25 protein-coding genes are annotated in these 21,349 nt (G+C 73.5%); 10 read left to right on the forward strand and 15 right to left on the reverse strand.

The annotated features are described in order from the left end of the window. Nucleotides 1–55: 55 nt before the first annotated feature. Complete coding sequence (locus tag C892_RS0107010) at nucleotides 56–391, forward strand: hypothetical protein (protein WP_017540109.1); 336 nt, start codon at nucleotides 56–58, stop codon at nucleotides 389–391. A gap of 109 nt (nucleotides 392–500) precedes the next feature. Here C892_RS0107010 and C892_RS0107015 read toward each other — a convergent pair whose 3' ends face one another. After that, nucleotides 501–2,354 carry a bifunctional metallophosphatase/5'-nucleotidase gene (locus C892_RS0107015; protein WP_017556645.1) on the reverse strand — a complete coding sequence of 618 codons (1,854 nt, stop codon included), beginning with the start codon at nucleotides 2,352–2,354 and terminating at the stop codon, nucleotides 501–503. A 99-nt stretch (nucleotides 2,355–2,453) separates the two neighbouring features. On the opposite strand from C892_RS0107015, the gene C892_RS0107020 reads away from it, so the two are divergent. Then, nucleotides 2,454–2,858 (forward strand): MmcQ/YjbR family DNA-binding protein, encoded by a 405-nt coding sequence (locus C892_RS0107020; RefSeq protein WP_017556646.1) that lies wholly within the window; start codon nucleotides 2,454–2,456, stop codon nucleotides 2,856–2,858. A 40-nt stretch (nucleotides 2,859–2,898) separates the two neighbouring features. On the opposite strand, the gene C892_RS0107025 is transcribed toward C892_RS0107020, so the two are convergent. The 3 genes from C892_RS0107025 to C892_RS0107035 form a co-directional block, all read right to left on the reverse strand. Next, a complete protein-coding gene (locus tag C892_RS0107025) occupies nucleotides 2,899–3,921 on the reverse strand; it encodes a serine/threonine-protein kinase (RefSeq protein WP_017556647.1) in 1,023 nt (340 codons plus the stop codon). Nucleotides 3,922–3,982: 61 nt separating this feature from the next. Then, entirely contained in the window at nucleotides 3,983–4,165 is a 183-nt protein-coding gene (locus tag C892_RS0107030) for a hypothetical protein (protein WP_017556648.1), read from the reverse strand. A 51-nt stretch (nucleotides 4,166–4,216) separates the two neighbouring features. Beyond that, complete coding sequence (locus C892_RS0107035) at nucleotides 4,217–5,254, reverse strand: MinD/ParA family ATP-binding protein (RefSeq protein WP_026124190.1); 1,038 nt, start codon at nucleotides 5,252–5,254, stop codon at nucleotides 4,217–4,219. Nucleotides 5,255–5,463: 209 nt separating this feature from the next. Here C892_RS0107035 and C892_RS0107040 point away from each other — a divergent pair, with 209 nt between their 5' ends. Then, nucleotides 5,464–5,976: a hypothetical protein gene (locus C892_RS0107040; protein ID WP_017540103.1), complete on the forward strand. Its 513-nt coding sequence runs from the start codon at nucleotides 5,464–5,466 to the stop codon at nucleotides 5,974–5,976. Here the strand turns inward: C892_RS0107040 and C892_RS0107045 are convergent. From C892_RS0107045 to C892_RS31580, 3 genes are all read right to left on the reverse strand, one after another. Beyond that, a complete protein-coding gene (locus C892_RS0107045; protein ID WP_017556650.1) occupies nucleotides 5,964–6,839 on the reverse strand; it encodes an SDR family NAD(P)-dependent oxidoreductase in 876 nt (291 codons plus the stop codon). The two genes, C892_RS0107040 and C892_RS0107045, sit on opposite strands and share 13 nt — an antisense overlap. Nucleotides 6,840–7,031: 192 nt before the next feature. Further along, nucleotides 7,032–7,559 carry a hypothetical protein gene (locus C892_RS31735; RefSeq protein WP_026124191.1) on the reverse strand — a complete coding sequence of 176 codons (528 nt, stop codon included), beginning with the start codon at nucleotides 7,557–7,559 and terminating at the stop codon, nucleotides 7,032–7,034. A gap of 15 nt (nucleotides 7,560–7,574) precedes the next feature. Further along, complete coding sequence (locus C892_RS31580) at nucleotides 7,575–8,033, reverse strand: hypothetical protein (RefSeq protein ID WP_017556651.1); 459 nt, start codon at nucleotides 8,031–8,033, stop codon at nucleotides 7,575–7,577. A 310-nt stretch (nucleotides 8,034–8,343) separates the two neighbouring features. Between C892_RS31580 and C892_RS0107060 the strand changes: the two genes are divergently transcribed. From C892_RS0107060 to C892_RS0107075, 4 genes are all read left to right on the forward strand, one after another. Beyond that, on the forward strand, nucleotides 8,344–8,613 hold the full coding sequence (locus tag C892_RS0107060) for a hypothetical protein (RefSeq protein WP_017540101.1): 270 nt from the start codon (nucleotides 8,344–8,346) through the stop codon (nucleotides 8,611–8,613). Beyond that, complete coding sequence (locus C892_RS0107065) at nucleotides 8,606–9,349, forward strand: DUF6879 family protein (protein ID WP_017556652.1); 744 nt, start codon at nucleotides 8,606–8,608, stop codon at nucleotides 9,347–9,349. The genes C892_RS0107060 and C892_RS0107065 overlap by 8 nt, the downstream gene beginning before the upstream one ends. Next, the gene (locus C892_RS0107070; protein ID WP_239647292.1) at nucleotides 9,252–10,049 is read left to right on the forward strand and encodes a DUF6082 family protein; all 798 of its coding nucleotides are present in this window, start codon (nucleotides 9,252–9,254) and stop codon (nucleotides 10,047–10,049) included. The genes C892_RS0107065 and C892_RS0107070 overlap by 98 nt, the downstream gene beginning before the upstream one ends. A gap of 104 nt (nucleotides 10,050–10,153) precedes the next feature. Further along, nucleotides 10,154–10,681: a DinB family protein gene (locus C892_RS0107075; RefSeq protein WP_017556654.1), complete on the forward strand. Its 528-nt coding sequence runs from the start codon at nucleotides 10,154–10,156 to the stop codon at nucleotides 10,679–10,681. Nucleotides 10,682–11,111: 430 nt separating this feature from the next. On the opposite strand, the gene C892_RS0107085 is transcribed toward C892_RS0107075, so the two are convergent. From C892_RS0107085 to C892_RS0107095, 3 genes are all read right to left on the reverse strand, one after another. Continuing rightward, entirely contained in the window at nucleotides 11,112–12,056 is a 945-nt protein-coding gene (locus C892_RS0107085; protein WP_017556656.1) for a hypothetical protein, read from the reverse strand. An 88-nt stretch (nucleotides 12,057–12,144) separates the two neighbouring features. Beyond that, a complete protein-coding gene (locus C892_RS0107090; RefSeq protein WP_017556657.1) occupies nucleotides 12,145–12,675 on the reverse strand; it encodes an Asp23/Gls24 family envelope stress response protein in 531 nt (176 codons plus the stop codon). Further along, on the reverse strand, nucleotides 12,666–13,184 hold the full coding sequence (locus C892_RS0107095; protein WP_017540095.1) for an RNA polymerase sigma factor: 519 nt from the start codon (nucleotides 13,182–13,184) through the stop codon (nucleotides 12,666–12,668). The genes C892_RS0107090 and C892_RS0107095 overlap by 10 nt, the downstream gene beginning before the upstream one ends. A 315-nt stretch (nucleotides 13,185–13,499) precedes the next feature. Between C892_RS0107095 and C892_RS0107100 the strand changes: the two genes are divergently transcribed. Continuing rightward, entirely contained in the window at nucleotides 13,500–14,120 is a 621-nt protein-coding gene (locus C892_RS0107100; RefSeq protein ID WP_017556658.1) for a hypothetical protein, read from the forward strand. Between the two features lie 335 nt (nucleotides 14,121–14,455). Here the strand turns inward: C892_RS0107100 and C892_RS0107105 are convergent, their stop codons facing one another. From C892_RS0107105 to C892_RS0107115, 3 genes are read right to left on the reverse strand one after another with little or no spacing between them, the layout of a single operon-like run. Next, entirely contained in the window at nucleotides 14,456–15,244 is a 789-nt protein-coding gene (locus C892_RS0107105) for an aminotransferase class IV (protein WP_026124192.1), read from the reverse strand. Between the two features lie 33 nt (nucleotides 15,245–15,277). After that, a complete protein-coding gene (locus C892_RS0107110) occupies nucleotides 15,278–15,910 on the reverse strand; it encodes a cysteine hydrolase family protein (protein ID WP_017556660.1) in 633 nt (210 codons plus the stop codon). 31 nt (nucleotides 15,911–15,941) lie between these two features. Beyond that, nucleotides 15,942–16,346: a cupin domain-containing protein gene (locus tag C892_RS0107115; RefSeq protein ID WP_017556661.1), complete on the reverse strand. Its 405-nt coding sequence runs from the start codon at nucleotides 16,344–16,346 to the stop codon at nucleotides 15,942–15,944. Between the two features lie 111 nt (nucleotides 16,347–16,457). Between C892_RS0107115 and recD2 the strand changes: the two genes are divergently transcribed. Continuing rightward, nucleotides 16,458–18,704, forward strand: coding sequence for an SF1B family DNA helicase RecD2 (gene recD2, locus C892_RS0107120; RefSeq protein WP_017556662.1), 2,247 nt, complete (start codon nucleotides 16,458–16,460; stop codon nucleotides 18,702–18,704). Between the two features lie 517 nt (nucleotides 18,705–19,221). On the opposite strand, the gene C892_RS0107125 is transcribed toward recD2, so the two are convergent. Beyond that, nucleotides 19,222–19,566 (reverse strand): hypothetical protein, encoded by a 345-nt coding sequence (locus C892_RS0107125; RefSeq protein WP_017540089.1) that lies wholly within the window; start codon nucleotides 19,564–19,566, stop codon nucleotides 19,222–19,224. Between the two features lie 171 nt (nucleotides 19,567–19,737). On the opposite strand from C892_RS0107125, the gene C892_RS28665 reads away from it, so the two are divergent. Next, nucleotides 19,738–20,235: a (deoxy)nucleoside triphosphate pyrophosphohydrolase gene (locus C892_RS28665; protein ID WP_017556663.1), complete on the forward strand. Its 498-nt coding sequence runs from the start codon at nucleotides 19,738–19,740 to the stop codon at nucleotides 20,233–20,235. Between the two features lie 55 nt (nucleotides 20,236–20,290). Here C892_RS28665 and C892_RS0107135 read toward each other — a convergent pair whose 3' ends face one another. Then, nucleotides 20,291–21,325 carry an iron-siderophore ABC transporter substrate-binding protein gene (locus tag C892_RS0107135; RefSeq protein WP_017556664.1) on the reverse strand — a complete coding sequence of 345 codons (1,035 nt, stop codon included), beginning with the start codon at nucleotides 21,323–21,325 and terminating at the stop codon, nucleotides 20,291–20,293. Nucleotides 21,326–21,349 lie beyond the last annotated feature (24 nt).

Raw genomic sequence — 21,349 nt, forward strand, 5'->3', positions numbered from 1 at the left:
TTGAGCCGAGAACGATTCCGCTGATAGCCGCACTCTTCATCCTCCCGGAGGTGCGATGGTGCCCCTCGACCCCCATTTCGGTTCCCCCACAGGCGTTCGGAACACCGGCGCCGCTGAGTACATCAACCCGTACGCGGCCACCACGACGGCGGAATTCCTCCAGGCCATGCGCGACTACCGGGCACGTGCGGGCGACCCCACGTTCGAAGAGATGGAGCACCGCTCGGGCGGGGTGTGCACCGCCCAGCGCTTCCGCTCCACGCTCGCCGGAAGGGCGATGCCCACCGTTGCCCTGGTAGGAGCGTTCATCACGGCCTGCGGGGGTGACGCCGAGGCCTGCGGTGAATGGACCGCGGCCCTGCGCTACCTCAGGGACAGGCTCACGTCCTGATCCTGCAGGGGTGCATCCGCCGGCGGGGCGCGGAGGATTCCGCGCCCCGCCGTCCTCATCGCCTGGGGCCCGTCTTCCGACCCCTCAGTGCGCGTGAGTGCGCGTGCGGTCAGTCCAGTCGGGTGATGCGCCCTGCGCCGCCCTCGGGATAGTCCTCGGCGGTGACGGTGCCGTCCAGGTCCTCGCGCAGGTACTCCGAGAGCGCCTGCTGGTGCACCGTGCCCACCACGGTGTAGTCGGCGCCGCGGAACGGGTACTGGTCGCCGCCCGCGGCCGAGAAGTCGACGGTGGCCACGGTGATCGGCGGGCCGTCGACCATCTCCCCGTCGCGGACGATCGGCGTTCCGTCGGCCAGCTCGGCCTCGCGCACCCTCTCGCCCTCGGTGAGCACGTTCCCCTCGTCGTCGAGCTCCTGGGCGGTGCGGGAGGCGTCGTAGTCGAAGGAGACCCCGGCGACCTGGGCGAACCTGCCGTCGGCCGCGGGCATGCGGGAGACCCCGTTCTCCAGCAGCTCCTTGACCTGCGCCCGCGGGATCTCGGGGACGACCGCGACCTGGTTGGTGAACGGGACGATGGAGAACGTGTCCAGCTCGCTCACCGGACCGGAGGGGATGACCGAGTTGTTCCGGATGCCGCCGCCGTTCTGCAGGGCGATCTGCGGTTCGGGGACCCCGTACTCCCCGGCCTTGGCGCGTCCGGCGGCCAGCACGGCGTCGGCGACCAGGTTCCCCAGGTTGGTCTCCCGGGTGCGCACGCCCGGATCGCGGACCCCGTCCAGCGGGACCTCGGAGTCGGCGGCCACCTGCTCGGCCAGGTCGTCCACGTAGGCCTGGACGGGTTCGTGCACCTCCTTCTGGACGGCCGGGTGCGGTTCGACCGCGTCGCCGCCGGTGCCCGAGACGCGCACCGGCCCCGAGCGGTCGGCGACGCCGATCAGTTCCCCGTCCGAGTCGAAGTCGGCGACCAGCCGCCCGACGTACTTGTAGTCGGAGTTGGCCTGGACGACCGGCACCTGCACGCCGCCGGAGTCGTCCACCCAGAGGGGGTAGCCCATGGGCTCGCCGGTCTCGGGGTCCTCGGTCACGGTGTCCCCGGGGACCAGCGGGGTGTCCGGGCCGGCCTGGACCTCGCCGCCGCCTCCCGCGATGACGATGTCGACGTCGCGGAGTTCGCGCACCAGCGCGCGCTCGTTGCCGATTCCCTGCAGGTGCGAGAGGAGGATGACCTTGTCGACGCCGTCGTCGGTGAGGTCGTCGACCGCGCCCTGGACGGAGGCGCGCAGGTCGGGGTCGATGGTGACGTCCCTGGGGCTGGAGATGGACGGCAGCTCAGGGGTGATCGCCCCGACGACGCCGATCTCCTCGCCGCGCTCCCTGAGGATGGTGCTGGGGACGATGGCGCCTTCGCCGGCCAGCTCCGCCAGGCGCTCCTCACCGGACACGTCGGCGTTGGCCGACAGGAAGGGCGCCTCGCCCCCGGCGTCGCGGTAGGCCTCGATGTAGTCGGCGTAGAAGTCGGGGCCGAAGTCGAACTCGTGGTTGCCGAAGGCGATGGCGTCCCAGTCCGTGTGGGCCGCGGCCACGGCGTCGTAGAAGGGCGCCCCTTCCTGGCGGGCCGCGGAGAGCTCGGGGCCGGCCAGGTACATGTCCCCGGACGAGAGGGTGACCACGCCGCGGCGCTTGGACTCGCCGGGGCGGGCGGCCCTGGGGGAGGACTCCTCCGCCCGCAGGTCCTCGACCAGCGAGGTGAAGCGGGCGGCGCCGCCGTAGTCGGGGTCGGCGGGTGCGCCGAGCAGGGCGGATTCGAGGTCGTTGGCGTGCAGCACGGTCAGGGTGTAGTCGGCCTTGTGGCCGCCAGGGCCGCGGCCCGGGTCCGCGGCCGCGGGGGAGGCACCGGCCGTGAGGGCGGCCGCGGTGAGCAGCGCCACGGGGGCGGCGGCGCGGCGCAGGGGATGGTCGGACATGCGCTCACTCTCGATGGAAAACGATTACATACGCACTGTCGGTCCGGAATTCTAAGCTGGCGGTATCGGCGGGGGAAGGTATCGGGAGGAGAAGATCCGGTGACACCGGGGCAGTTCATCGATGCGGCGCTGTGGTTCCCCGAGACACGGGAGACCGAGCCCTTCGGGCCGGGGGTCCTCGTGTACAAGGTGCGCGAGAAGGTGTTCGCGCTGCTCATGCCCGAGTCGGGGGACCATCCCGCGCGCGTGTCCCTCAAGTGCGAGCCGGGGCTCGCCCTGGAGCTGCGCGCGCAGTTCCCCGCCGTGGTCCCCGGCTACCACCTGAACAAGCGCCACTGGAACACGGTGCCCGTCGACGGCGTCGTCCCCGACGAGGAGCTGGCGGAGATGCTGCGGCACTCCTATGAGCGCGTCGTGGCCGGGATGCGCCGGGCCGACCGCGACCGGCTCACGGCCGCCCTGGGCGAGGACCTGCCCCCGGTGCCCGGCGGCACCGGGTCGTGAGCCGGAGCCGTGGGCCGGCGCCGTGAGTCGGAGCCGTGCGTCAGAACAGGCGGCGGGGCGGCTTGGGCGGGTGGACCGCGACGTCGGTCCAGTCCCGGGCGAGCACCGCCCGCACCGCCGCGGGACGGTTCGGGTGCCGCCGCAGGTCCTCCCCCAGCGCGCGGTCCAGCGCCTCGGGCGCCGTCGGCCGCGATCGCGGGTCCTTGGCCATCGCCGCCTCGACGAGGCCCTCCAGCTCCGGCGGCAGGTGGTCCAGGTCGGGGGCCTCGCGGACGGTCCGGCGGGCCAGCTCCGCCGGGCCGGCGACGCCGAAGGGATCGCGCCCCGCGGCGGCGAACGCGACCAGCGCGCCCCACAGGAACACGTCGGAGGCGGCGGTGACGGGGCGGCCCCGGTACTGCTCGGGGCTGGTCCATCCGGGCGTCCCGAGCCGGTCGCGGGGGCCGGGCAGCTCCTCGGGCGGTTGCGGTCCGGCCGGCTCGGGCAGCCCGATGTCGCGCACGGCCCGCCGGTAGCGGCGGACCCGGATCCAGCGGGTGGCCTCCTCGCGCAGCCCCAGGTGCGCGATGCCGAAGTCGAGGAGCTTGGGGCCGGAGGCGGACAGCACCACGTTGCTCGGCTGGAGGTCCCGGTGGACCACCCCGGTGCCGTGCACGGCCCTGAGGGCGTCGGCGGTCCCCACCGCCAGCGCGCGCACCATCGCCGCGCGCAGACGCCCGTGGCGGTCGACGTGGTGGCGCAGGGTCGGCCCGGGGACGTACTCGGTCGCCAGCCAGGGGAGCTCGGCCAGTACGTCGGCGCCGACGAAGCGCGCGACGCAGGGACTGTTCACCCGGGCCAGCAGCCGTGCTTCAGCGGCGAAGCGTTCCCGGAACCGGGCGTCCTCGGCGTGGCGCCGGTGGACGACCTTGACGGCCAGATAGCCGCGCAGCCCTTCTCCGGTGGCGGCGTAGACGGTGCCCATCCCGCCGGAGCCGATGCGGCCCACCACGGTGTAGGCGCCGATGCGCCCGGGGTCGTCGGGCAGTAGGCGGCCCAGCCTCCGCGGCCCGCGGGCCTTCATCGGCGGACCGCCGGGGGCATGCGACCAACTCCCAATGTCCGGGGACGGCGTCAGCGGCATCCTACGGCCAGGGAGGCGCGGCCCACAGCCCGATCTGGGCGCCCAGCAGGGCGGCGGCGAAGACGGCGCCGAGGAGGACGTAGAAGACGAGACAGCCCATGCAGCAGGAGTGGCGGGAGGTGCGGGCGGCGAGGGCGGACAGGATGAGGAGGAGCAGGAGGACGCCGAGGGCAGCGACTACCATTCACGGTTCCTACCCGTGGGCCCGGCCCGGCCACCGGTCGTGGCCCAGTCGTTACCGGTCCCGCGGGTCCGGCCGCTTCGATCGCTCCGGCCGGGCGAACCCCTCGGTGATCTCGACGGCCAGCTCCAGCAGTGCCAGGGCGGAGGGCGCGCGCAGGTCCGCCAGGTCGATCGGGCGGCCCGAGCCCAGGTGCTGGTCCTCGGGGAGCTGGAGCGCGCGGGCACAGCGCTCGCCCATCTGCCGTTCCAGGTCGTCGGTCTCGGGCGAGGAGCCCGGCCCGCCGGAGGGGCCCTTTGCGAGCACCACGACGGCCGACTCCGCCAGCGTCCCCGGGGCGGTCCCCTTCACCTCCTCCAGGACGTTGGCGGCCGCGATCGCGCCGTCGCGGGTGGCGGGGGTGACCAGGACCAGGCGGGTGCAGCGCCCCAGGAGCACCGGGACGCCCGGGCGCTGCAGGCCGCTGCCGGCGTCGACCAGCTGCAGCGGGTAGTGCCGTTCGACGGCGTCGGAGATGCGGCGCAGGCTCTCCATGCCCAAGGGGCGCGAGGCGGTGTCGTCGGGGGCGGAGGCCAGCACGTCCAGGCCATAGGTGGTCTGCGCGGTGAAGCGGTTCATCTCCGAGTAGCGCACGGCCGCGTCTGGTGAGGCGATCAGCTCTTGCATCGGGAGCTCGGCGTGCCACTTGAGCGCCATGCGCTCGGTGATCGGCGCGCGCTCAGGGTCTCCGTCGACGGCGATCACCCGGTCGCCGCGGTGGGCGGCCAGCACCGAGCCGAGCCCCAGCGCGACCGTGGTCGTACCCACCTCCGCGCCGGTACCCAGGACCACGATGGACTGGTGCTCGTCGGGCAGGGGGGCGCGGCCGACGGCGGCTTCGAGCTCTTGGCGCCGCTGTTCGGTCTTGGAGTCCCCCGGATTGATCCTGCCGCCGGTGACGGTGTACAGCGCGCGGCGCCAGCCGCCCTTGGGGGCGGGGCGCTCCCGGCGGATCAGCGTGTCCGCACTGAGCTCGGAGTACGGCACGGAGGCGGACGCGCCGGAGTCCTCGCCGTCGGCCGCCGGCTCGGGTTGGGGGGATCGAACTGACACCGCTGGACTTCCTAGGGATCGACTGGTGAACGGGCCCTGTCCGACGGCATTTTACGCAGTGTCGCGGATGGGGGACCGGTCGGGTTCGTCCCGACTTCGCCTCCGGGGCGGCCGGGGGCGAACCGGAGCGGTCCGGCGGCCGTCGGAGGGAACGGGCCCGAAACGGCGGCCGGCGTGGCCGCCGCACTCGGGCGAGAGAGGACGGTCGAATGTACCCGCAGTACCCCGGACACCACCAGTACGCCTATCCGGCACCGCCCCAGGAGCCGCCGCCGCTGCCCGGCACGGTCACCGCCGTGCGCGTGCTGATGTTCCTGGGAGGCGGCCTGGGCGTGCTGGCCGGCGTGGGCGTGGCGGTGCTCTTCGGCGCCCTGCTGGGCGTGGACCCCAGGCAGGTCGAGGACCTCTCCGAGGCCCAGGAGACGGTGCTGCAGGTGCTGAGCGAGGAGGGGATCGACCCGGCGGCCATGGCGGTCGTCCTGGGGCTGGCCATCGGCGTCCCGCTGGTCACCGGGCTGATCTCGCTGTTCCTGTCGGCGGTGGCCGGTCGCCGGTCCCGGCTGTGGCTCTGGTCGATCGTGGCGTTCCAGGCGCTGCTCGCGCTGGGGTGGGCACTCCAGCTGCTGCTTTTGAACCTGCTCGCGCTGGTCCCGCTGGTGCTGTGCATCGTGAAGATCGCCCTGATCACCGGGGCGGACGCACGGAGGTACTACGCGTCCTGAGCGGGGCCCAGGCGCCGGCGCGCCTCGGCGAGCCTGCGGTCGTGCTCGGACTCCTCGGGCAGGGCGGCCAGCATCGCCGAGGCGCGCTCCTGCAGGTCCGCTTGCGCGGACCGGTCGGTGAAGACGTAGAAGCGGTCCTCCCGGACGGCGGTGAGCACGAGTTCCCCGACGTCCTCGGGGGCCAGGCCGCACTGTTCGACGACGGTCCGCATGCGCTCGTCGTCGATCCGGGTGCGCTGCCGCTCGGAGGTCCCGCCCGGCATGCCGGCGATGCCGTGGTCGATGATGCGCGTGCGTACGCCGCCGGGGCACAGCACGGTCGTCCGCACGTCCAGCCGGGCCAGGTCGGGGTCGGCGTGCAGCGACTCCGACAGGGCGATCACGGCGGCCTTGGCGGCGCTGTACTCGAAGAGGCGGCCGCCGCGGACCCCGGCGGTCGAGGCGGTGTTCACCACGTGCCCGGGGCTGCCGCGGGCGATCATCCGGGGCAGGAACACGCTCACCCCGTTGAAGACCCCGCCCAGGTCGGTGCCGAGGATGTGGTCCCACACCGCCGGGCTGGGGTCGGTGACGGACGCGGTGCCCAGGACCCCGGCGTTGTTGCAGAGCACGGTGACGGGGCCCAGACGCGCCTCGGCGTCGTCGGCGGCCTGGGCGAAGGCGTCGCGGTCGCGTACGTCGAGCGGGAAGGTCTCGGTACGGGCGGTGGCGGAGAGCTCGTGGCGGGCGGCGTCTAAAGCGTCGGCGTCGATGTCGGCTAAGGCGAGATCGGCCCCTGCCAGTGCGAAGGCGCGGGCCATTCCCAGACCGATCCCTTGTGCGCCGCCGGTGATGAAGATCGTCTTTCCTGCGACGTCGGTCATGCCGCTCCCTGTTCCGGGTTTCTTGGCAATTATGGGAGAGGCGGAGGGGGAGGGTCGTTCGGAGGCCGACTTCGTCTGTTATGGGAGAGGCGGAGAGCGGCTTCTTAGGGATGCGGTATTCGGAAGTGACACCGGCCGAATGAGGACAGGGGCACGGTTATGGGGCGGCCGCAATTGCGGCCGCCCCGTCGTTCAGGAGTGAGGGGCGGTCGGCGGTCCGGCCGGGCCTGGCGGCCGTGGCGGACCTGAATGCCCGTGCGGCCCCGGCGGCATGGGGTGCCCTGGCTGCCCTGGCGGAACGGGCGGCTGCTGTGGCGGCCGCGGGGGGTACGGAGCGTTCGGGGGACCGGGCGGCCCAGCAGGGCCAGGAGGCATCGGACCCGCTGCAGGAGAGGGGGGAGACTGCCCCTCGGCCCTTCCGCTTCCGGCGAGCGAGACCAGGATCAGGACGACCGCGGCGGCCCACAGGAGCAGTGAGGTGACCGTCTGGACGGCGGCCGCCGCTTCGACCGACTCCGGCAGGAGCAGTGTGTCGTACAGGAAGACCATGGTGTAGACCCGCCACCCGGCGAAGACCAGGGCCGCCACGATCAGCAGGGCCCCCGCCGTGCGGACCGGCCCGGTTCCGGACGGCGCCTTGCCGCCGCGCGCGAGGGCGATCACCCCGACCACGGCCGTGAGGGCGTCGAGGAGGAAGTACAGGACGGATTGGAGCATCATCGGCCTCTCCGATCGTCAGCGCGCGGCCGGCGGGGGCGGTACGGCGGGGGGAGGTCCGGCAGGGGGCGGCGGGGGACCGTAGCCGGCGGGCGGACCATAGTGCGGCCCGCCGGGCGATCCCGGAGGCCCGGGCGGCACCGGAGGCCCGGGCGGCACCGGGCCCGTGGGCGCGGACGCCCGGGCGCGCGGTGCGCGGGTGGCGGCCAGCACCAGCAGCAGGATCCCCAGCGCCCATGTGCCGTGGCCGAGCAGTGCGTTGAGGACCGAGCCGGCGGTCGCCATCCACATCGGACCGGCGATGAACTCCTTGTACAGGACGAACGTGTGCAGGAGTGTCCAGACGGCGTGAACGAGGAGCAGCACCATCCCGGTGACGGCCATGCCGCGCCGGTGCGGGCTGATCCTGCCCAGAAGGACCAGGCCGGCGACCGCCAGCAGGGCGGCGGTGACCGGCGGGGCCGTCGATAGCGCCATGGACAACGTTCCTCCAGTGGGCCGGGGCGGATGGACCGGGGCGGGCGGCCGCCATCGGGTCGGTCCCCGGGCGGCGGGGGACAAAGGTACAGCAGGCCCCGGGGCCGGGGGACGGGCGGAGACGGCGGGGCCGTTCCCGGCCCGGTTCGCGCCGGGGTGCATTCGACGGGGTGATTCCACAAGGGGAATCCGGGGGACCTATCGCGCGGATGGCCGCATAGCGCCACTTTTCGATTCGGCCGCGCCGTGATTTTCCGCATCTCCGGGGAAAGACCACTGGCCCGTCCCCTCGATGCGAGAGGATCCCCCCATGGAACGCCTCTGGGATGCCGACCCGTCCGCAGGGTTCCGCCGAAGGCTGGGAAAGACCGCCGCGGAGCTGGACAAGAGCCGCCTGGACGACGACTGCCCGGAGATCTGGGAACTCGACAACGGCGACATCGCGGTGGTCGGCAGGGACGCCACCGATCGCTATGCGGACCGGCTTCCCAGCGGGGTCACCGTCGGCCCGGACGAGCGGCTGGTCGTCATTCCGGGGATCATGCTGCGAGCGGCGAAGCCGGACATCCCCAATGCCTGAATCTCTGACGGCCGACCCGCAGGTCTTTGACGAGGTGCGCGCATCCGACGGCAGGCTCCTCGACCGCGCGGCCTACCACGCCGACGCCAAGGCGCTGCGGGAATCACCGGAGCTCACCGGCGACGTATGGAAGCTCGAACGGTCGCAGCGCTTCGACGAATCGGGGGACGAGGCCTGGGAGGCCTACCTCGCCGGGGACATGGGGCGCGCCATCGCTATATTCGAGGGCGAGCGGGAGCGGCTCCGGGAACAGGTCGCGCGCTATCGCGCCCTGGGCCTGCGGATGCGCAGGCTGCGGGTGGCGGAGGCGCCTCCGAGCCCCTACCTGCGATGGGAGATGCACAGTCACCGGGTATTCGTCGAGAGCGGCTATGACATCGCCGTATTGGACGCCGAACAGATCCGCTCCTGGGAACGCGGGCGGCCCCTGCCCGAGACCATGGTCTACGGAGGCCGGGTGGTCTACCAGGTGCTCTACGACCGGGAGTGGGCACCGGCCGGTGCCAAGCGGATCGACGACGCCGCCCTGGCCGTCCGGGTCGCCGCGGCGATCGCCGGGCTCTACGAGCGGGCCGAGCCGTTCATGGACTTCTACCGGCGCGAGATCGCCGCTGAGGGTGCGGGGCGACCGTGGGGCCGTGAAGGCCTTCCCGCTCGCAGTGGTGATCCTCTCGCTCGCCGCATTGGCCCTGGTGCTGGCCTCACCTCTCGCGTTGAGGGGGTTCGGCGGCGGTGACGGGGAGTGGGAGCGGCTGAGCCTCATCGGCCAGACCTACGGGGCGGTGTCCGCGCTGATCGCGGTCCTCGCCCTGGTGGGGGTGGCCGTGACGCTGGTCTTCCAGGCGCGCGAGACCCGGCGGGCCGTCGAGGAGGGGCGGCGCCAGGCGATGGCCGAGCTGCTGCGGATGGCCATGGACGACCCCGATCTGGACGCGTGCTGGGGGCCCGTGCCCGAGGGCGAGGACCGCACGGAGCGCAGGCAGCAGCTCTACACCAACATGATCGTCACCCAGTGGGGCACGGCGTTCCGGGCCGGGGCGATGCCCGAGGCGCGGCTGCGGGCCGCGGCCGAGGAGATGTTCCGCGGTCCGGTCGGTCGCGCCTACTGGGCGCGGGCACGCGGGCGGCGGCTCTCCGCGCCTGCGCGCCGGGCGGACCGGCGCTTCAACGAGGTCCTCGAAGAGGCGTACCTGGCGGCGACCCCGGTCGTGCACCAGGCACGCCCGTCCGAGGGCACCGGCGCACCCGTCGCCGGTGCCGGGGACGGGCGCCGGCGCTCCCTGCCCCTCGTCGCGGCGTTCGGGACGGGGGCGGCCGTCGGAGCCGCCGCGGCCGCCGGCGCCGTGGCCCGTCGGCTCGCCCGTCCGGCGCGGCGCGCCCCCGGCGGGCGGCTCCGCCGTGCCAGGGGACGGTGGAGCCGGGTCCGCAGGAGGTAGGAGAGCAGCAGAGCAGGACCCATCGGCCCCGTGGCGGGAAAGGTGGCGGGAAAACCCATTGACCGTCCCGCGGCCGGATGGTGAAGAATCCCCGAATGCCTCAGATGTTCGACAGCACCGACAAGGACCCCCGGGTCGCCCTTCCCCGGCTCGGCGGGGAGGGGCAGGTCCTCGCCGGGTACCTCCGCCACCAGCGGCAGACCCTGGAGCTGAAGTGCTCCGGGCTCGCCCCCGAGGACCTGGCACGCAGAGCGGTCGACCCTTCGACGCTGTCCCTGCTCGGTCTCCTTCGGCACATGGCCGACGTCGAGCGCGACTGGTTCCGCGTCGTCATGGCAGGCACCGGGGCCCCTCCGTACTACTGGACGGAGGAGGACCCGGACGGCGATTTCAACGGAGCGCAGGCGGCCGAAGCGGTCGTCCGGGACGCCTGGAACCACTGGCGCGAGGAGGTCGCCTTCGCGGAACGCTTCGTCGAGGACGCATCCGGCCTCGGCGTGACGGGAACGGACCCGGAGCGGGGAGAGGTGTCCCTCCGGTGGGTCCTGGTGCACATGATCGAGGAGTACGCACGGCACAACGGCCATGCCGACCTCCTCCGCGAGCGCATCGACGGAACGGTCGGCGGCTAGGCGCGGGGCAGGGTAAGGCAAGGGAGTGCTCTAAGGACCCTGTCGGACCCGCGGCCGATGCCCGCGAGCCGTTCCCCGAGAAGTGTCGCCCTGGGTTCGGCCTGGGGCGGCGGGGCGCCGGAGTCCCCCACACCAGCCGACGCCGTCCCCCTGAGGAACGGGGCAGGCTCCTGGCGCTGCTGGGCGCTTTGGAGGGCGAGGGGCGGCCCGCGCCCACGGTGGGCCCGGGCTGAGATGCGCACGACGTCGCAGTGCACCTCGCACCTCGTGTACGACTTCGTCCGCCGGCTCTCGGGGAACCGCGACGACCACCTTGGACCGCACTTCAGGCGGGACGAGAAGGCGGCGGGCTTCGTCGGCCGGGCGAACGGGGAGTCCGTGGCGGCCGTTCGCTGAGCGGGGCCCAGGGCGCCCAGGGGGCGGCCGGGGCTCAGCTGTGGGCGTCGACCGCTACCAGCCAGGTGTCGTCGGTCAGTTCGTCGATGTAGGCGTTGGCCATGGCACGGTAGCCGGCGGCCGCTGAGCGGACGTCCGGGGTGCTTCCGATCCAGCCGCCGAAGGGCTCGTCGATCCACTCGCCGTCGAGCGTCAGCAGCGACGCGCCCGTCACGGCGCGGGACCTGCGGTCTTCGATATAGCCCTCCTTGGAGGCGCCCGGTGCGTCCAGTGCGTAGTCCATGACTCGGTCCAGGCCGGTCCTGGCCAGGGCCTCCACGAGGGGCTGGCTCTTGTAGTCGGCCTCGGCCCGCTGTCTGCCGTAGTCGGGCGAGACCAGGCGGGCGAAGGAGGACCAGCCCAGGGCCGGCGGGAGCGACGCAGCCCGCTCCTGGAAGATGTCCCACTCCAGTTCGGCCTCGCGTGCCGCGCTCTCCCGCATCGATCCCAGGGCGAGCAGGCCTTTGCGCCCGCCGTCGGCCCGCGCCCCCTTCTCGGAGGTGTGCGGCTGCAGCAGGCCCGAGCCCCTCTCGATTCCCGGAAGGACGTGGAAGTACCCCTTCCAGCGTCCCCCGGTCTCCCAGCGGTCCCATTCGCCTCGGGGGTTGAACGTCGAGGCGAAGTAGGGCCGCCCCACCCCGTCGAACAGGATCGGCGGCTCCCCGTCGGCCGGCGCGAGGTCCCGGTTGTAGGCCTCGGCCACGTCCTGCCAGGTGAGATCTTCGTCAGGGACCGCGAAGCCGAAGCGCGCGCGCAGGTACTTGACCGCCCAGAAGTCCGCGGGCCGCGACTGGAACTCGGTGTAGTCCGGGTACGGGGCGACCTCCAGCTCCTGGTCGAAGGGGGCCATGGCCTCCTTGAGCGCCGGATAGTCGCACCCGGCGGCGCCGTCGCCGCGGGGCCCCTCGGCCAGCGCGACGATCACGCAGCTGTGCACCATGGGAACCTGCCTGTCCGGAGGGTCCTGGAGGTCCCGGCGCGCACCGGGCCCGTGTGCGATGGTGCCACGTCCGGGCGGCGTCGGGGTGTCACTGGAAGCGCACGTCCACGCGGGTGACCCGCCAGCCCAGGTGGCGCAGGGCGGATTCGCGGACCGCCCGCCGCAGTTCGTCGGCGAGGCGCGGCGCGGGCACCTCTCCGGTGAAGCGGGCGGTCAGGTCCACGGCGACCCCGTCGGGACCGGTGGTGAACCGGCAGCGGCCCACGGCGGCGCCCGGGACCGTGTCGCATGCGGCCCTGAGGAGGGCGGCCACCGCCTCCCTGCGCATCCGCGTCCACCCGCGCCCCCCGGCGTCCAAGGTGACGAACCCGCCGGAGCGGACCTCCGCGCGCACGGTGCGCATCACCTGGTCGACGAGGTCCGGCGGGGCCGCCACGGTCTCCTGGGCCGCCTCGTCCTGCGCGGCCGAGAGCACCCGGAACTCCTCGGCCGCGGCACGGCAGTGCGGGCACGTGCGCTCGTGCCCGCTCGGCCGTCCGGCGCGGAGGCGGCGCAGGAGGGTGTCGACGGACTCCCCGCACGGCAGGAGGTCCGGGTCGTCCGGGTCGTTCACCGCCATGGTTCGAGCGCCTCCACGAGACGGGTGCGCGCGCGGTGGATGCGCCCGCGCACGGCTGTCGGGGTCGCGTCGACCACCTCGGCTATCTCCTCGTATCCCAATCCTTCCATCTCCCTGAGGATCCAGCAGATGCGCTGGGGAGGCGGCAGCCCCGCCAGGGCCTGGTCGAGCGCTTGGCGCAGCCCGCTCCCGATGGCGTGTCCGGCCGGTCCGGGGGAGCGGTCCGGGACGTCCGCCTCCTCGGGCAGCGGCCCGCTCGCGGCGCGGGCGCGCACGGTGTTGAGCGCGCGCCGGGCGGCGATCCGGTAGAGCCAGGGGCGGAAGCGGTCGGCGTCCTCGAGGTCGGGGAGCCGGCGCCATGCGGTCACGAGCGCCTCTTGGGCGGCGTCGGCCGCCTCGTCGTGGTCGGCGAGCGTGCGCAGGGCGATGCGGAAGACGGCGTCCTTGTGGCGCAGGACGAGGGCCTCGAATGCGGCCGTATCGCCGTCCTGGGCGCGTTCGGCCAGCACCCCGTCGGGTGGGCCCGGACGACCCGCCACGCTCCGCCCCCTTCCGGTTCCGCTCCCCGGCGCGGTGCCGGGGCCACGTTGCAGAGGGGAGTGGTGACGCAACGTTACCCCTTATGACCTGGGAATGTGCGGTTGTGTCGAATGTGGGACACGTCACATACTGGGGAGCGTGAGCGGAACCGGAGGAGAGGTGTCTCAGATGTGACGGGCGCCGCGGGCGAGCGTGCGGCCCGCTGACCGGTGAGGGGGGCCTGGTCGGCCTGGGCCCGCCGCCTCGGCGCCCGTCCTGAGGCGCTCGCACCGAGAGGGGACCATATGACCGCGTTGCAGGGAGGGGCGGCGGCCCCCGGCCGCACGGGATCGGGCTGGCGGCGCAGGTCCTCCGAAGGCCTGCGCAGGGCGCGGGTCCCGGCGCGGGCGGCGGTGCCGCTCGCGGCCGCCGCGGCGGTGGCGGCCGGTGCGGCCGCGCTCGTGTCGGCGGCCGAGGTCATCACCGTCCTGGCCGACGTCCACGTCTTCATCCCGGTCTACGGGATGGCCGACCACGGGGGCGCCCGGTGGGACGATCCCGGCCTGCGCGCCGCATCGGCGGTGCTGCTGCTGATCGGCGGCGGGACCGTCGTGGCCGCCGGGGCCTGGGCGCTGCGCGGCGGGACGGACGCGCGGACGCGCCTGCACGCGGGCGACGGAGGCGATCCGCTCCCGGGGGTGCGCAAGGCCATCGAGGAGTCGGCCGTGACGGTGTCCGGCGTGGACGGGGTCCGGGTGCGCTTCGGCGCCAGGAGCGTGGTGGTGCGCGTCGCCGTCTCCTCGGTGAGGAAGGAGTCCCGGCGCCGGGCGGTGGAGGGCGCGGTCCGGGCCCGGCTCGATTCCCTCTCCCTGGGCGAGGAGTTCACCGTCCGGGCGCTGGTGGACGCGCAGGACGAACCTGAATGAGGCGCCACACGGCGTCGGCGGCCGCCTCCGGCGCCGGTGCCGTCCCCGGGTCGGCGGTGACGTGGGCGATGGTCCCCACCAGCGCCCCGGCCAGGAACGACGCGTGCAACGCGGCCGGGACCTCCTCTGACCCCCGGGGCCGTTCACCCCTGTCGAAGCGCGCGGCGAGCTCGTCCCCCGACCTGGCCCGGAGTGTCGAGGTGCAGCCCGGACTCCCCTCAGGGCCGAGCATGCGGCCGTACGGGGCGAGGCCGAACCCCACATGCGGGGCTGACGGCGGCGATGGACGCCGAGTACGCCTGATCGCGTCTGAATGGCGTCTGAGCGGCCTCCGCTCAGACCTCGTCCTGGGGGACCGACGCATAGGCCTCGCGGAGGCGGGCGAGGAGGGCCGTGGGCTCGGGGAATGTGCGGTCGCCGATCCTCGACACCGGGCGTACGCCGACGGCGGCATTGGTGATGAAGGCGCCCTCCATCGCCGGGACCGATGCCACCGGGACGGGGGCGGTGCGGTGGGGGTGCGCCGCCTCCTCGGCCCGGGCGAGCAGGCGCATCGTCGTCCCCTCCAGGACCTCGCCCTGCGGCCACAGCACCTCGCCGTCCCGGACGAAGCCGATGTTCCACGTCGCCCCCTCGGTGACACGGCCGTTCCGGTCGGCGAAGAGCACGTCGTCGAAGCCGCCGAGCTGGGCCGCGCGGCGCTGGCGGAGGACGCCGGCCAGCGAGGTGGTCTTCACCGCGGCCGGGTCGCGCTCGTGCTCGCGGACCTCCAGTGACAGCGGCGGTGCCGGGACCGGCGGGGCCGGCCGCGTGGACACCAGCAGCCGCGGCCGGGCCGGGCGCGCCGGCAGGCCGAGCTCCAGCCCCGGGTCGAACACGGTCACGCGCACGACGACGGGACCGTCCGCGTCCGCGGCCGCCTGGCGGACCCGGGAGCGGACCTCCTCCGGGTCGAGGGAGGCGCCCATCATCGCCGCGCAGTCCGTCCGCAGGCGGTCGAGGTGCAGGGCGAGTCCGCGGACCCGGCCCCCGTGCACCCGCATCGTGGTGAAGTGCCCGTAGCCGTAGAGCGCGAGGGCTTCCAGCTCATCCGCAGTGACCGGCCGGCCGTCCAGCAGCATCATGGGGAGCATCTTCGCACTCCGGGCCGCTGAGGCTCAGGAGGAGAGGAGCTCCACGGCCTCGGCGGCGGTGAGCCGCCCGGCGGTGGTCATGTCCAGGTTGGCCAGGGACACCTCGTGCACGGCCGGGTCGTCGGCGGCGACGCAGTCGGCCACCACGTGCACCGTGAAACCGAGGTCGGCGGCGCCGCGCGCGGTCTGCTCGACCGTCAGGTTGGTCGCCACCCCGGTGATCAGCAGGGTGTCGATGTCCCGCGCGCGCAGGCGGTCGGGCAGGTCGGTGGCGGCCAGGCCGGACAGCCGCTGGTTGTCCGAGAGCTCGTCGTGGTCGCCGAGCACGGACATCTCCGGAATCAGCGCGGCCCCGGGAGAGTCCGGGCGGAACGACTTCTGGGCGTCGGCGACGGCGTTCATGAAGTCGGTGTTGCGCACCAGGGCGCCTTCGCCCTCGGGAACGGTGAAGCGGGTGAAGATGATGGGGACGCCGGCCGCGCGCGCGTCGTCGTGGAACCGCACCGCGCGCTCGACGACTCCGGAGACGCGGACCGGTTCGGCGAGCATCCCGCCGAAGAAGCCCTCGGGCTTGATGACGTTCACCTGCCAGTGGAGGGCCAGCACGGCGGTGCGGTCCGGGGCGAGCCGGGTTCTCCCCGTCGTTCTCTCCGTCATGCCTTGGATCCTGTCACGGAGGGGGTTCCGCCTAGTGCTCGACCGCGTACCCCGGGATGGAGGGCCAGCGCACCGTCATGACCACCGACTCCTCCTCGGCCACCCACGAGTGGTCGGTCCCCGGGCCCCACAGGACGTAGTCGCCCTGCTCGTGCAGGACCACGTCCCCCGTGGGGAACTTCAGCCTGAAGCGGCCGCTGATCAGGACCAGCAGAGCGGTGCGCTTCTCACCGACGGCCCACTCGGCCCGCTCGTCGCCAGGAGGGTGGGTCCCCCACTTGATCTCCACGTCGGTGCTGTGCCGCGGGTCGTCCTCGGGCTTGAAGTGCCCGAGGAGCCAGCCGCGGTCCATGGGCGCGTCCGCGCCCGCGTTGCCCACGTGGACGCCGTCGGGTCCGGCGCCCCCGCGGCCCCTGTCAGAAGCGTTGTCGGTCACGGGGGACGAGGGTAGCCGTCCGCCGCCTGTGGACGGCGCACGGCCGCCGCCCCGCCCGTCGCACCGGGACGGCATGATGGGGGCGGGAGGCGAGTGCGAGGAGGGTGAACCGTGGGCGGTGCGGACCGGGCGCAGGGCGGCCAGGGCTTCCGGTACGCCGAGCTCGAAGGGGTCCTCGAACGCATCACCTACGCCAACGAGGAGACCGGCTACACCGTCGCCAAGGTCGACACCGGGCGCGGGTCCGACGACCTGACCACGGTGGTGGGAGCGCTGCTCGGCGCCCAGGTGGGCGAGTCGCTTCGGATGCGCGGCCGCTGGGGCTCCCATCCCCAGTACGGGCGGCAGTTCACCGTGGAGGACTACACCACCGTGCTGCCCGCCACCGTCCAGGGCGTGCGGCGCTACCTGGGGTCGGGGCTGATCAAGGGGATCGGCCCCCGCCTGGCCGAGAAGATCGTCGACCATTTCGGGGCCGGCGCCCTCGACGTCATCGAGGAGGCCCCCGAGCGGCTGATCGAGGTGCCCAAGCTGGGCCCCAAGCGCACCCGGCGCATCACCGAGGCCTGGGAGGAGCAGAAGGCCATCAAGGAGGTGATGGTCTTCCTGCAGGGCATCGAGATCTCCACCTCCCTGGCGGTGCGCATCTACAAGAAGTACGGCGACGCCTCCATCGGCGTGGTGCGCGGCGAGCCCTACCGGCTGGCCACCGACGTGTGGGGAATCGGTTTCAAGACCGCCGACACCATCGCGCGGGCGGTGGGCATCCCGCACGACAGCCCCGAGCGGATCAAGGCCGGGATCCAGTTCACCCTGTCGGAGTCCACGTCGGAGGGCCACTGCTACCTGCCCGAGGAGCGGCTGATCGCCGACGCGGTCACGATCCTCCAGGTCGACTCCGGGCTGGTGATCGAGGCCCTGGCCGCGCTCGCCGAGGAGGAGGGCGTGGCCACCGAGAAGCTGCCCGGCCCCGACGGCGCGACCGTCACCGCCGTCTACCTGGTGCCCTTCCAGCGGGCCGAGGCCTCGCTCGCGGCGCGGATGCGGGCACTGCTGGAGGACCCGGCCGACCGCCTGCCAGCCTTCGCCGGCGTCGACTGGGACCGGGCCCTGGAGTGGCTGCGCCGACGCACCGGTGCCGACCTGGCGCCCGAGCAGCAGGAGGCGGTCCGCCTCGCGCTGACCCGCAAGGCCGCCGTGCTCACCGGCGGCCCCGGGTGCGGCAAGTCCTTCACGGTCGCCTCGGTGATCACCCTGGCCGCGGCCAAGGGCGCGAAGATCGTGCTGGCCGCCCCCACCGGCCGGGCCGCCAAGCGGATGACCGAGCTCACCGGGCACGAGGCCTCAACGGTGCACCGGCTGCTGGAGCTCAAGCCCGGCGGGGACGCCGCCTACGACCGCGACCGCCCGCTCGACTGCGACCTGCTGGTAGTCGACGAGGCCTCCATGCTCGACCTGCTGCTGGCCAACAAGCTGGTCAAGGCGGTGCCGCCCGGCGCGCACCTGCTGCTGGTGGGCGACGTCGACCAGCTGCCCTCGGTCGGCGCCGGGCAGGTCCTGCGCGACCTGCTCGACGAGGGGTCGCCGGTACCGGCCGTGCGGCTGAACCGGGTGTTCCGCCAGGCGCAGAAGTCGGGCGTGGTGACCAACGCCCACCGGGTCAACGCGGGCGAGCCGCCGCTGCTGCAGGGGATGGACGACTTCTTCCTGTTCCCCTGCGAGGACACCGAGCAGACCGCGGAGCTGACCGTGGACGTGGTCGCCAACAGGATCCCGCGCCGGTTCGGGCTGGACCCGCGCAGGGACGTGCAGGTGCTCGCCCCGGTGCACCGCGGCCCGGCCGGCGCGGGCAACCTCAACACGCTGCTGCAGCGTGCGCTGACCCCGCCGCGCGAGGGGGCCGCGGAGCGGCGGCTGGGCGGCCGGGTCTTCCGGGTGGGGGACAAGGTCACCCAGGTCCGCAACAATTACGAGAAAGGGGCCAACGGGGTCTTCAACGGGACGATGGGCGTGGTCGCCGGGATCGACCCCGACGAGCAGCGGCTGACCGTGCGCACCGACGAGGACGAGGACATCGGCTACGACTTCGCCGAGCTGGACGAGCTGGCGCACGCCTATGCGGTGACCGTGCACCGGTCGCAGGGGAGCGAGTACCCGGCGGTGGTGGTGCCGGTGACCACCAGCGCCTGGATGATGCTCCAGCGCAACCTGCTCTACACCGCCATCACCCGGGCCAAGCGGCTGGTGGTGCTGGTGGGGTCGCGGCGCGCGGTGGCCCGGGCGGTGCGCTCGGCGGCGGCGGGACGGCGGTACACCGGACTGGCCCACCGGCTCCAGGGTGGCAATTTCGTCGGGTAATGGCATATTTGCCGGATAATGGCATCGATGTTCGGTTTGAAGTTCGCGGAATGTCGGGGCCCCGGCAAATTCCGGGAAATTTCGTCCTTGTCGGCGGCAGAACCGAGCGGTAGTTTTCCCTACGGTGGAGCCGGTGGCCCGGCGGGCAGGATCCCCTCTCCCGACCCGTCGCACTCCTCCACCCCGGGGCCGTGCCCGAACCCCCTCCCGGGCGCGGTCCCGCCCGCGTTTTCCGCGTTTCGCCCCCAAGGCGGCCCATGGCTGAATAGGCTCCCCTTATGAGGCCGAAACCGGCGGTGCGGACGCGCGCACGACCCCTCTGGCGCGCATCCCGGCCGCGTTGCGGTCTCGTGCCATTCGGGGCGTGCCCGCAGCGCCGACTCTCCTCCTCGCCCAGGCGAGGGGCCGAGGCAACGCCGACCCCAATGGACGCTGACGCTCTTTCCACTCCCCCCGGAGAGCGTCGGCCCCCTCGGGCGCCGGCACGCGCCGGCGCCCGAGGGCTTAGGGCCACGCCTCAGGGCCCGCCGCCCGCGGCCCCCGGTTCGGGGTCCCTGGTCCGGTGCAGGAGCACCTTTCCGCAGGTCACCGCGAGCCCCGAGGCCTCGCCGCCGAACGAGAAGTCCAGCCGCAGGGAGTCCTCGTCGTGCTCGGACTGCACGTCGCCCACCTCGGCCCCGCCCCAGGGGGCGGCCTCCTCGTCGAAGAAGCTGAAGTCGGTGACCCCCTCCAGGACGAGGGTGTAGGTGACGGCGGGGATCGTGCCCGCGGGCGAGCGCAGGGAGAGCGTGACGCTGTGGCCGGGAACGTCCACCCAGGTCCCGTCGAGCGAGCACCCCTTGAGAGCGTTGAGAGCCGACATGCGCACTCCTCCGTCGCGTCGCCGTCGCACCGGGGTCCGTGCCGAACAAGGTGCCCCGATCGCTGCGATCCCACACGACCCCGTCCGGTTCCGGGCAATGCCGTCCGTGTCGCCCCTGTCGGTCGTTTCGGTCGTCCGGAGCCGCCGCGCGCCGCCGCGCCTGGAGTAGCGTTGTCGACCGTGACTCGGACTCAGGGCGGCGGCCCCGCCGCGATCCAGATCGTCGTCGGCGCCGCGATCATCCGCGGCGGCGAGCTGCTCGCCGCCCAGCGCGCGGACCCGCCGCAGCTGCGCGGCCGCTGGGAGCTGCCCGGCGGCAAAGTGGACCCCGGCGAGGCCGACACCGAGGCGCTGGTCCGCGAGTGCCGCGAGGAGCTCGGCGTGGAGATCGCGCTCGGCGCGCGGCTGGGCGGCGATGTGGCGATGCCGGTGCGCCCGGGCGCGGTGGGGGCGGTGCTGCGGGTGTGGGCGGCCCGGGTCGTGGAGGGCGAACCGCGCCCGCTGGAGCACATGGCGCTGCGCTGGCTCGGTCCCGAGGCGCTCGACGAGGTGGACTGGCTGCCGGCCGACGTTCCCTTCCTGGACGCCGTCCGCCCGCTTCTGCAGAGCGACGGCCAAAGGGGCGGCAACAGGGGCGGCAACAGGGACGGCGCCGCCCCGACCCGCTGACCCCCTCGCGGGGCCGCGGTCCGGGACGGCGCCGCCCGCCGTCGCCGCGCGGCCCTCAGGCCTCGCCCTCCACGGCCGCGGACAGGTCCTCGGCGACGTCGTCCATCACCCACGGGATGCTGAGGGGGTTGGGCGAGGAGATGGCCATCGAGGCCGCCCGGTCGGTGTATCCGATGAAGCCGCCGTTCTTCACGGCCTCCACCTCGCCGAAGACGGCGCTGTCCTCCAGGCTCTTCTGCTCCTCCTCGGAGTTGAACCACATGACCAGCACGTCGGCGTCGATGTCCTCGGCGTTCTCCTGGCTCATCGTGCCGTAGAAGGCGTTCTCCTCGGCCTCGACGTCCTCCAGGAACGGCGCCGGGGTCAGGCCCATCTGCTCCAGCAGGGCGTTGCGCGGGTCGCCGTTGATGTAGAAGCCCAGCTCCCCGCTCTCGGGCATCAGCGTGCCCGCGGCGAAGGTGGCGTCGGCGAACTCGGGGTGCTCCTCGACCAGGCCGTCCAGGTACTCCTCGGTGTCGGCGACGGCCTTCTCGGCCTCGTCCGTCCGGCCGACGGCCTCGCCGATGGTGCGCACCTCGTCCTGCCACGGCGTCATCCACGGCTGGTCGAGGTAGGCGATGGTGGGGGCGACCCCGGAGAGCTGCTCGTACTCGTTCTCCTCCATCCCGGACTGCACGCCCAGGATGAGGTCGGGCTCCAGGGCGGCGATCTCCTCGACCGGCAGGCCGTCGTCGGTGTTGATCAGCTCGGGCTTCTCGCCGCCCAGCTCCTCGATCTTCTCCAGGTCCCAGGGCAGGTAGCCCTCCTCGTCGCCGGCGTAGGTCGAGGCGGCCATGCCGACCGGGACGATGCCCAGCTCCAGCAGGGCGGCCTCGTCGGACCAGCCGACGGTGACGATGCGCTCGGGCTCGGAGGTGATCTCGGTGGAGCCGTGGGCGTGCTCGACGGTGACCGGGGTCCAGTCGCCGCCGCCCTCGGCATCGGGCTCGGCGGAGCCGGAGGTGCAGGCGGTGGCGGCGAGCGCGACGGCCGCGCACAGGGCGGCGGCCCGGGCGGTCGGGCCGGTGCGGCGGGACAGGGTGACGGACATGGAGGATCCCTGGTGGTTCTCGGG

The organism is Nocardiopsis baichengensis YIM 90130 (genome assembly GCF_000341205.1).
Taxonomy (GTDB): Bacteria; Actinomycetota; Actinomycetes; order Streptosporangiales; family Streptosporangiaceae; genus Nocardiopsis_A; species Nocardiopsis_A halophila.

Bases quoted from the DNA above. Each gene is read 5' to 3' on its own strand.
- C892_RS0107010 (WP_017540109.1), top strand. From the start codon at position 56: ATGGTGCCCCTCGACCCCCATTTCGGTTCCCCCACAGGCGTTCGGAAC.
- C892_RS0107015 (WP_017556645.1), bottom strand. From the start codon at position 2,354: ATGTCCGACCATCCCCTGCGCCGCGCCGCCGCCCCCGTGGCGCTGCTC.
- C892_RS0107025 (WP_017556647.1), bottom strand. From the start codon at position 3,921: ATGAAGGCCCGCGGGCCGCGGAGGCTGGGCCGCCTACTGCCCGACGAC.
- C892_RS0107030 (WP_017556648.1), bottom strand. From the start codon at position 4,165: ATGGTAGTCGCTGCCCTCGGCGTCCTCCTGCTCCTCCTCATCCTGTCC.
- C892_RS0107040 (WP_017540103.1), top strand. From the start codon at position 5,464: ATGTACCCGCAGTACCCCGGACACCACCAGTACGCCTATCCGGCACCG.
- C892_RS0107045 (WP_017556650.1), bottom strand. From the start codon at position 6,839: ATGACCGACGTCGCAGGAAAGACGATCTTCATCACCGGCGGCGCACAA.
- C892_RS31735 (WP_026124191.1), bottom strand. From the start codon at position 7,559: ATGATGCTCCAATCCGTCCTGTACTTCCTCCTCGACGCCCTCACGGCC.
- C892_RS31580 (WP_017556651.1), bottom strand. From the start codon at position 8,033: ATGGCGCTATCGACGGCCCCGCCGGTCACCGCCGCCCTGCTGGCGGTC.
- C892_RS0107060 (WP_017540101.1), top strand. From the start codon at position 8,344: ATGGAACGCCTCTGGGATGCCGACCCGTCCGCAGGGTTCCGCCGAAGG.
- C892_RS0107065 (WP_017556652.1), top strand. From the start codon at position 8,606: ATGCCTGAATCTCTGACGGCCGACCCGCAGGTCTTTGACGAGGTGCGC.
- C892_RS0107075 (WP_017556654.1), top strand. From the start codon at position 10,154: ATGTTCGACAGCACCGACAAGGACCCCCGGGTCGCCCTTCCCCGGCTC.
- C892_RS0107085 (WP_017556656.1), bottom strand. From the start codon at position 12,056: ATGGTGCACAGCTGCGTGATCGTCGCGCTGGCCGAGGGGCCCCGCGGC.
- C892_RS0107090 (WP_017556657.1), bottom strand. From the start codon at position 12,675: ATGGCGGTGAACGACCCGGACGACCCGGACCTCCTGCCGTGCGGGGAG.
- C892_RS0107100 (WP_017556658.1), top strand. From the start codon at position 13,500: ATGACCGCGTTGCAGGGAGGGGCGGCGGCCCCCGGCCGCACGGGATCG.
- C892_RS0107105 (WP_026124192.1), bottom strand. From the start codon at position 15,244: ATGATGCTGCTGGACGGCCGGCCGGTCACTGCGGATGAGCTGGAAGCC.
- C892_RS0107110 (WP_017556660.1), bottom strand. From the start codon at position 15,910: ATGACGGAGAGAACGACGGGGAGAACCCGGCTCGCCCCGGACCGCACC.
- C892_RS0107125 (WP_017540089.1), bottom strand. From the start codon at position 19,566: ATGTCGGCTCTCAACGCTCTCAAGGGGTGCTCGCTCGACGGGACCTGG.
- C892_RS0107135 (WP_017556664.1), bottom strand. From the start codon at position 21,325: ATGTCCGTCACCCTGTCCCGCCGCACCGGCCCGACCGCCCGGGCCGCC.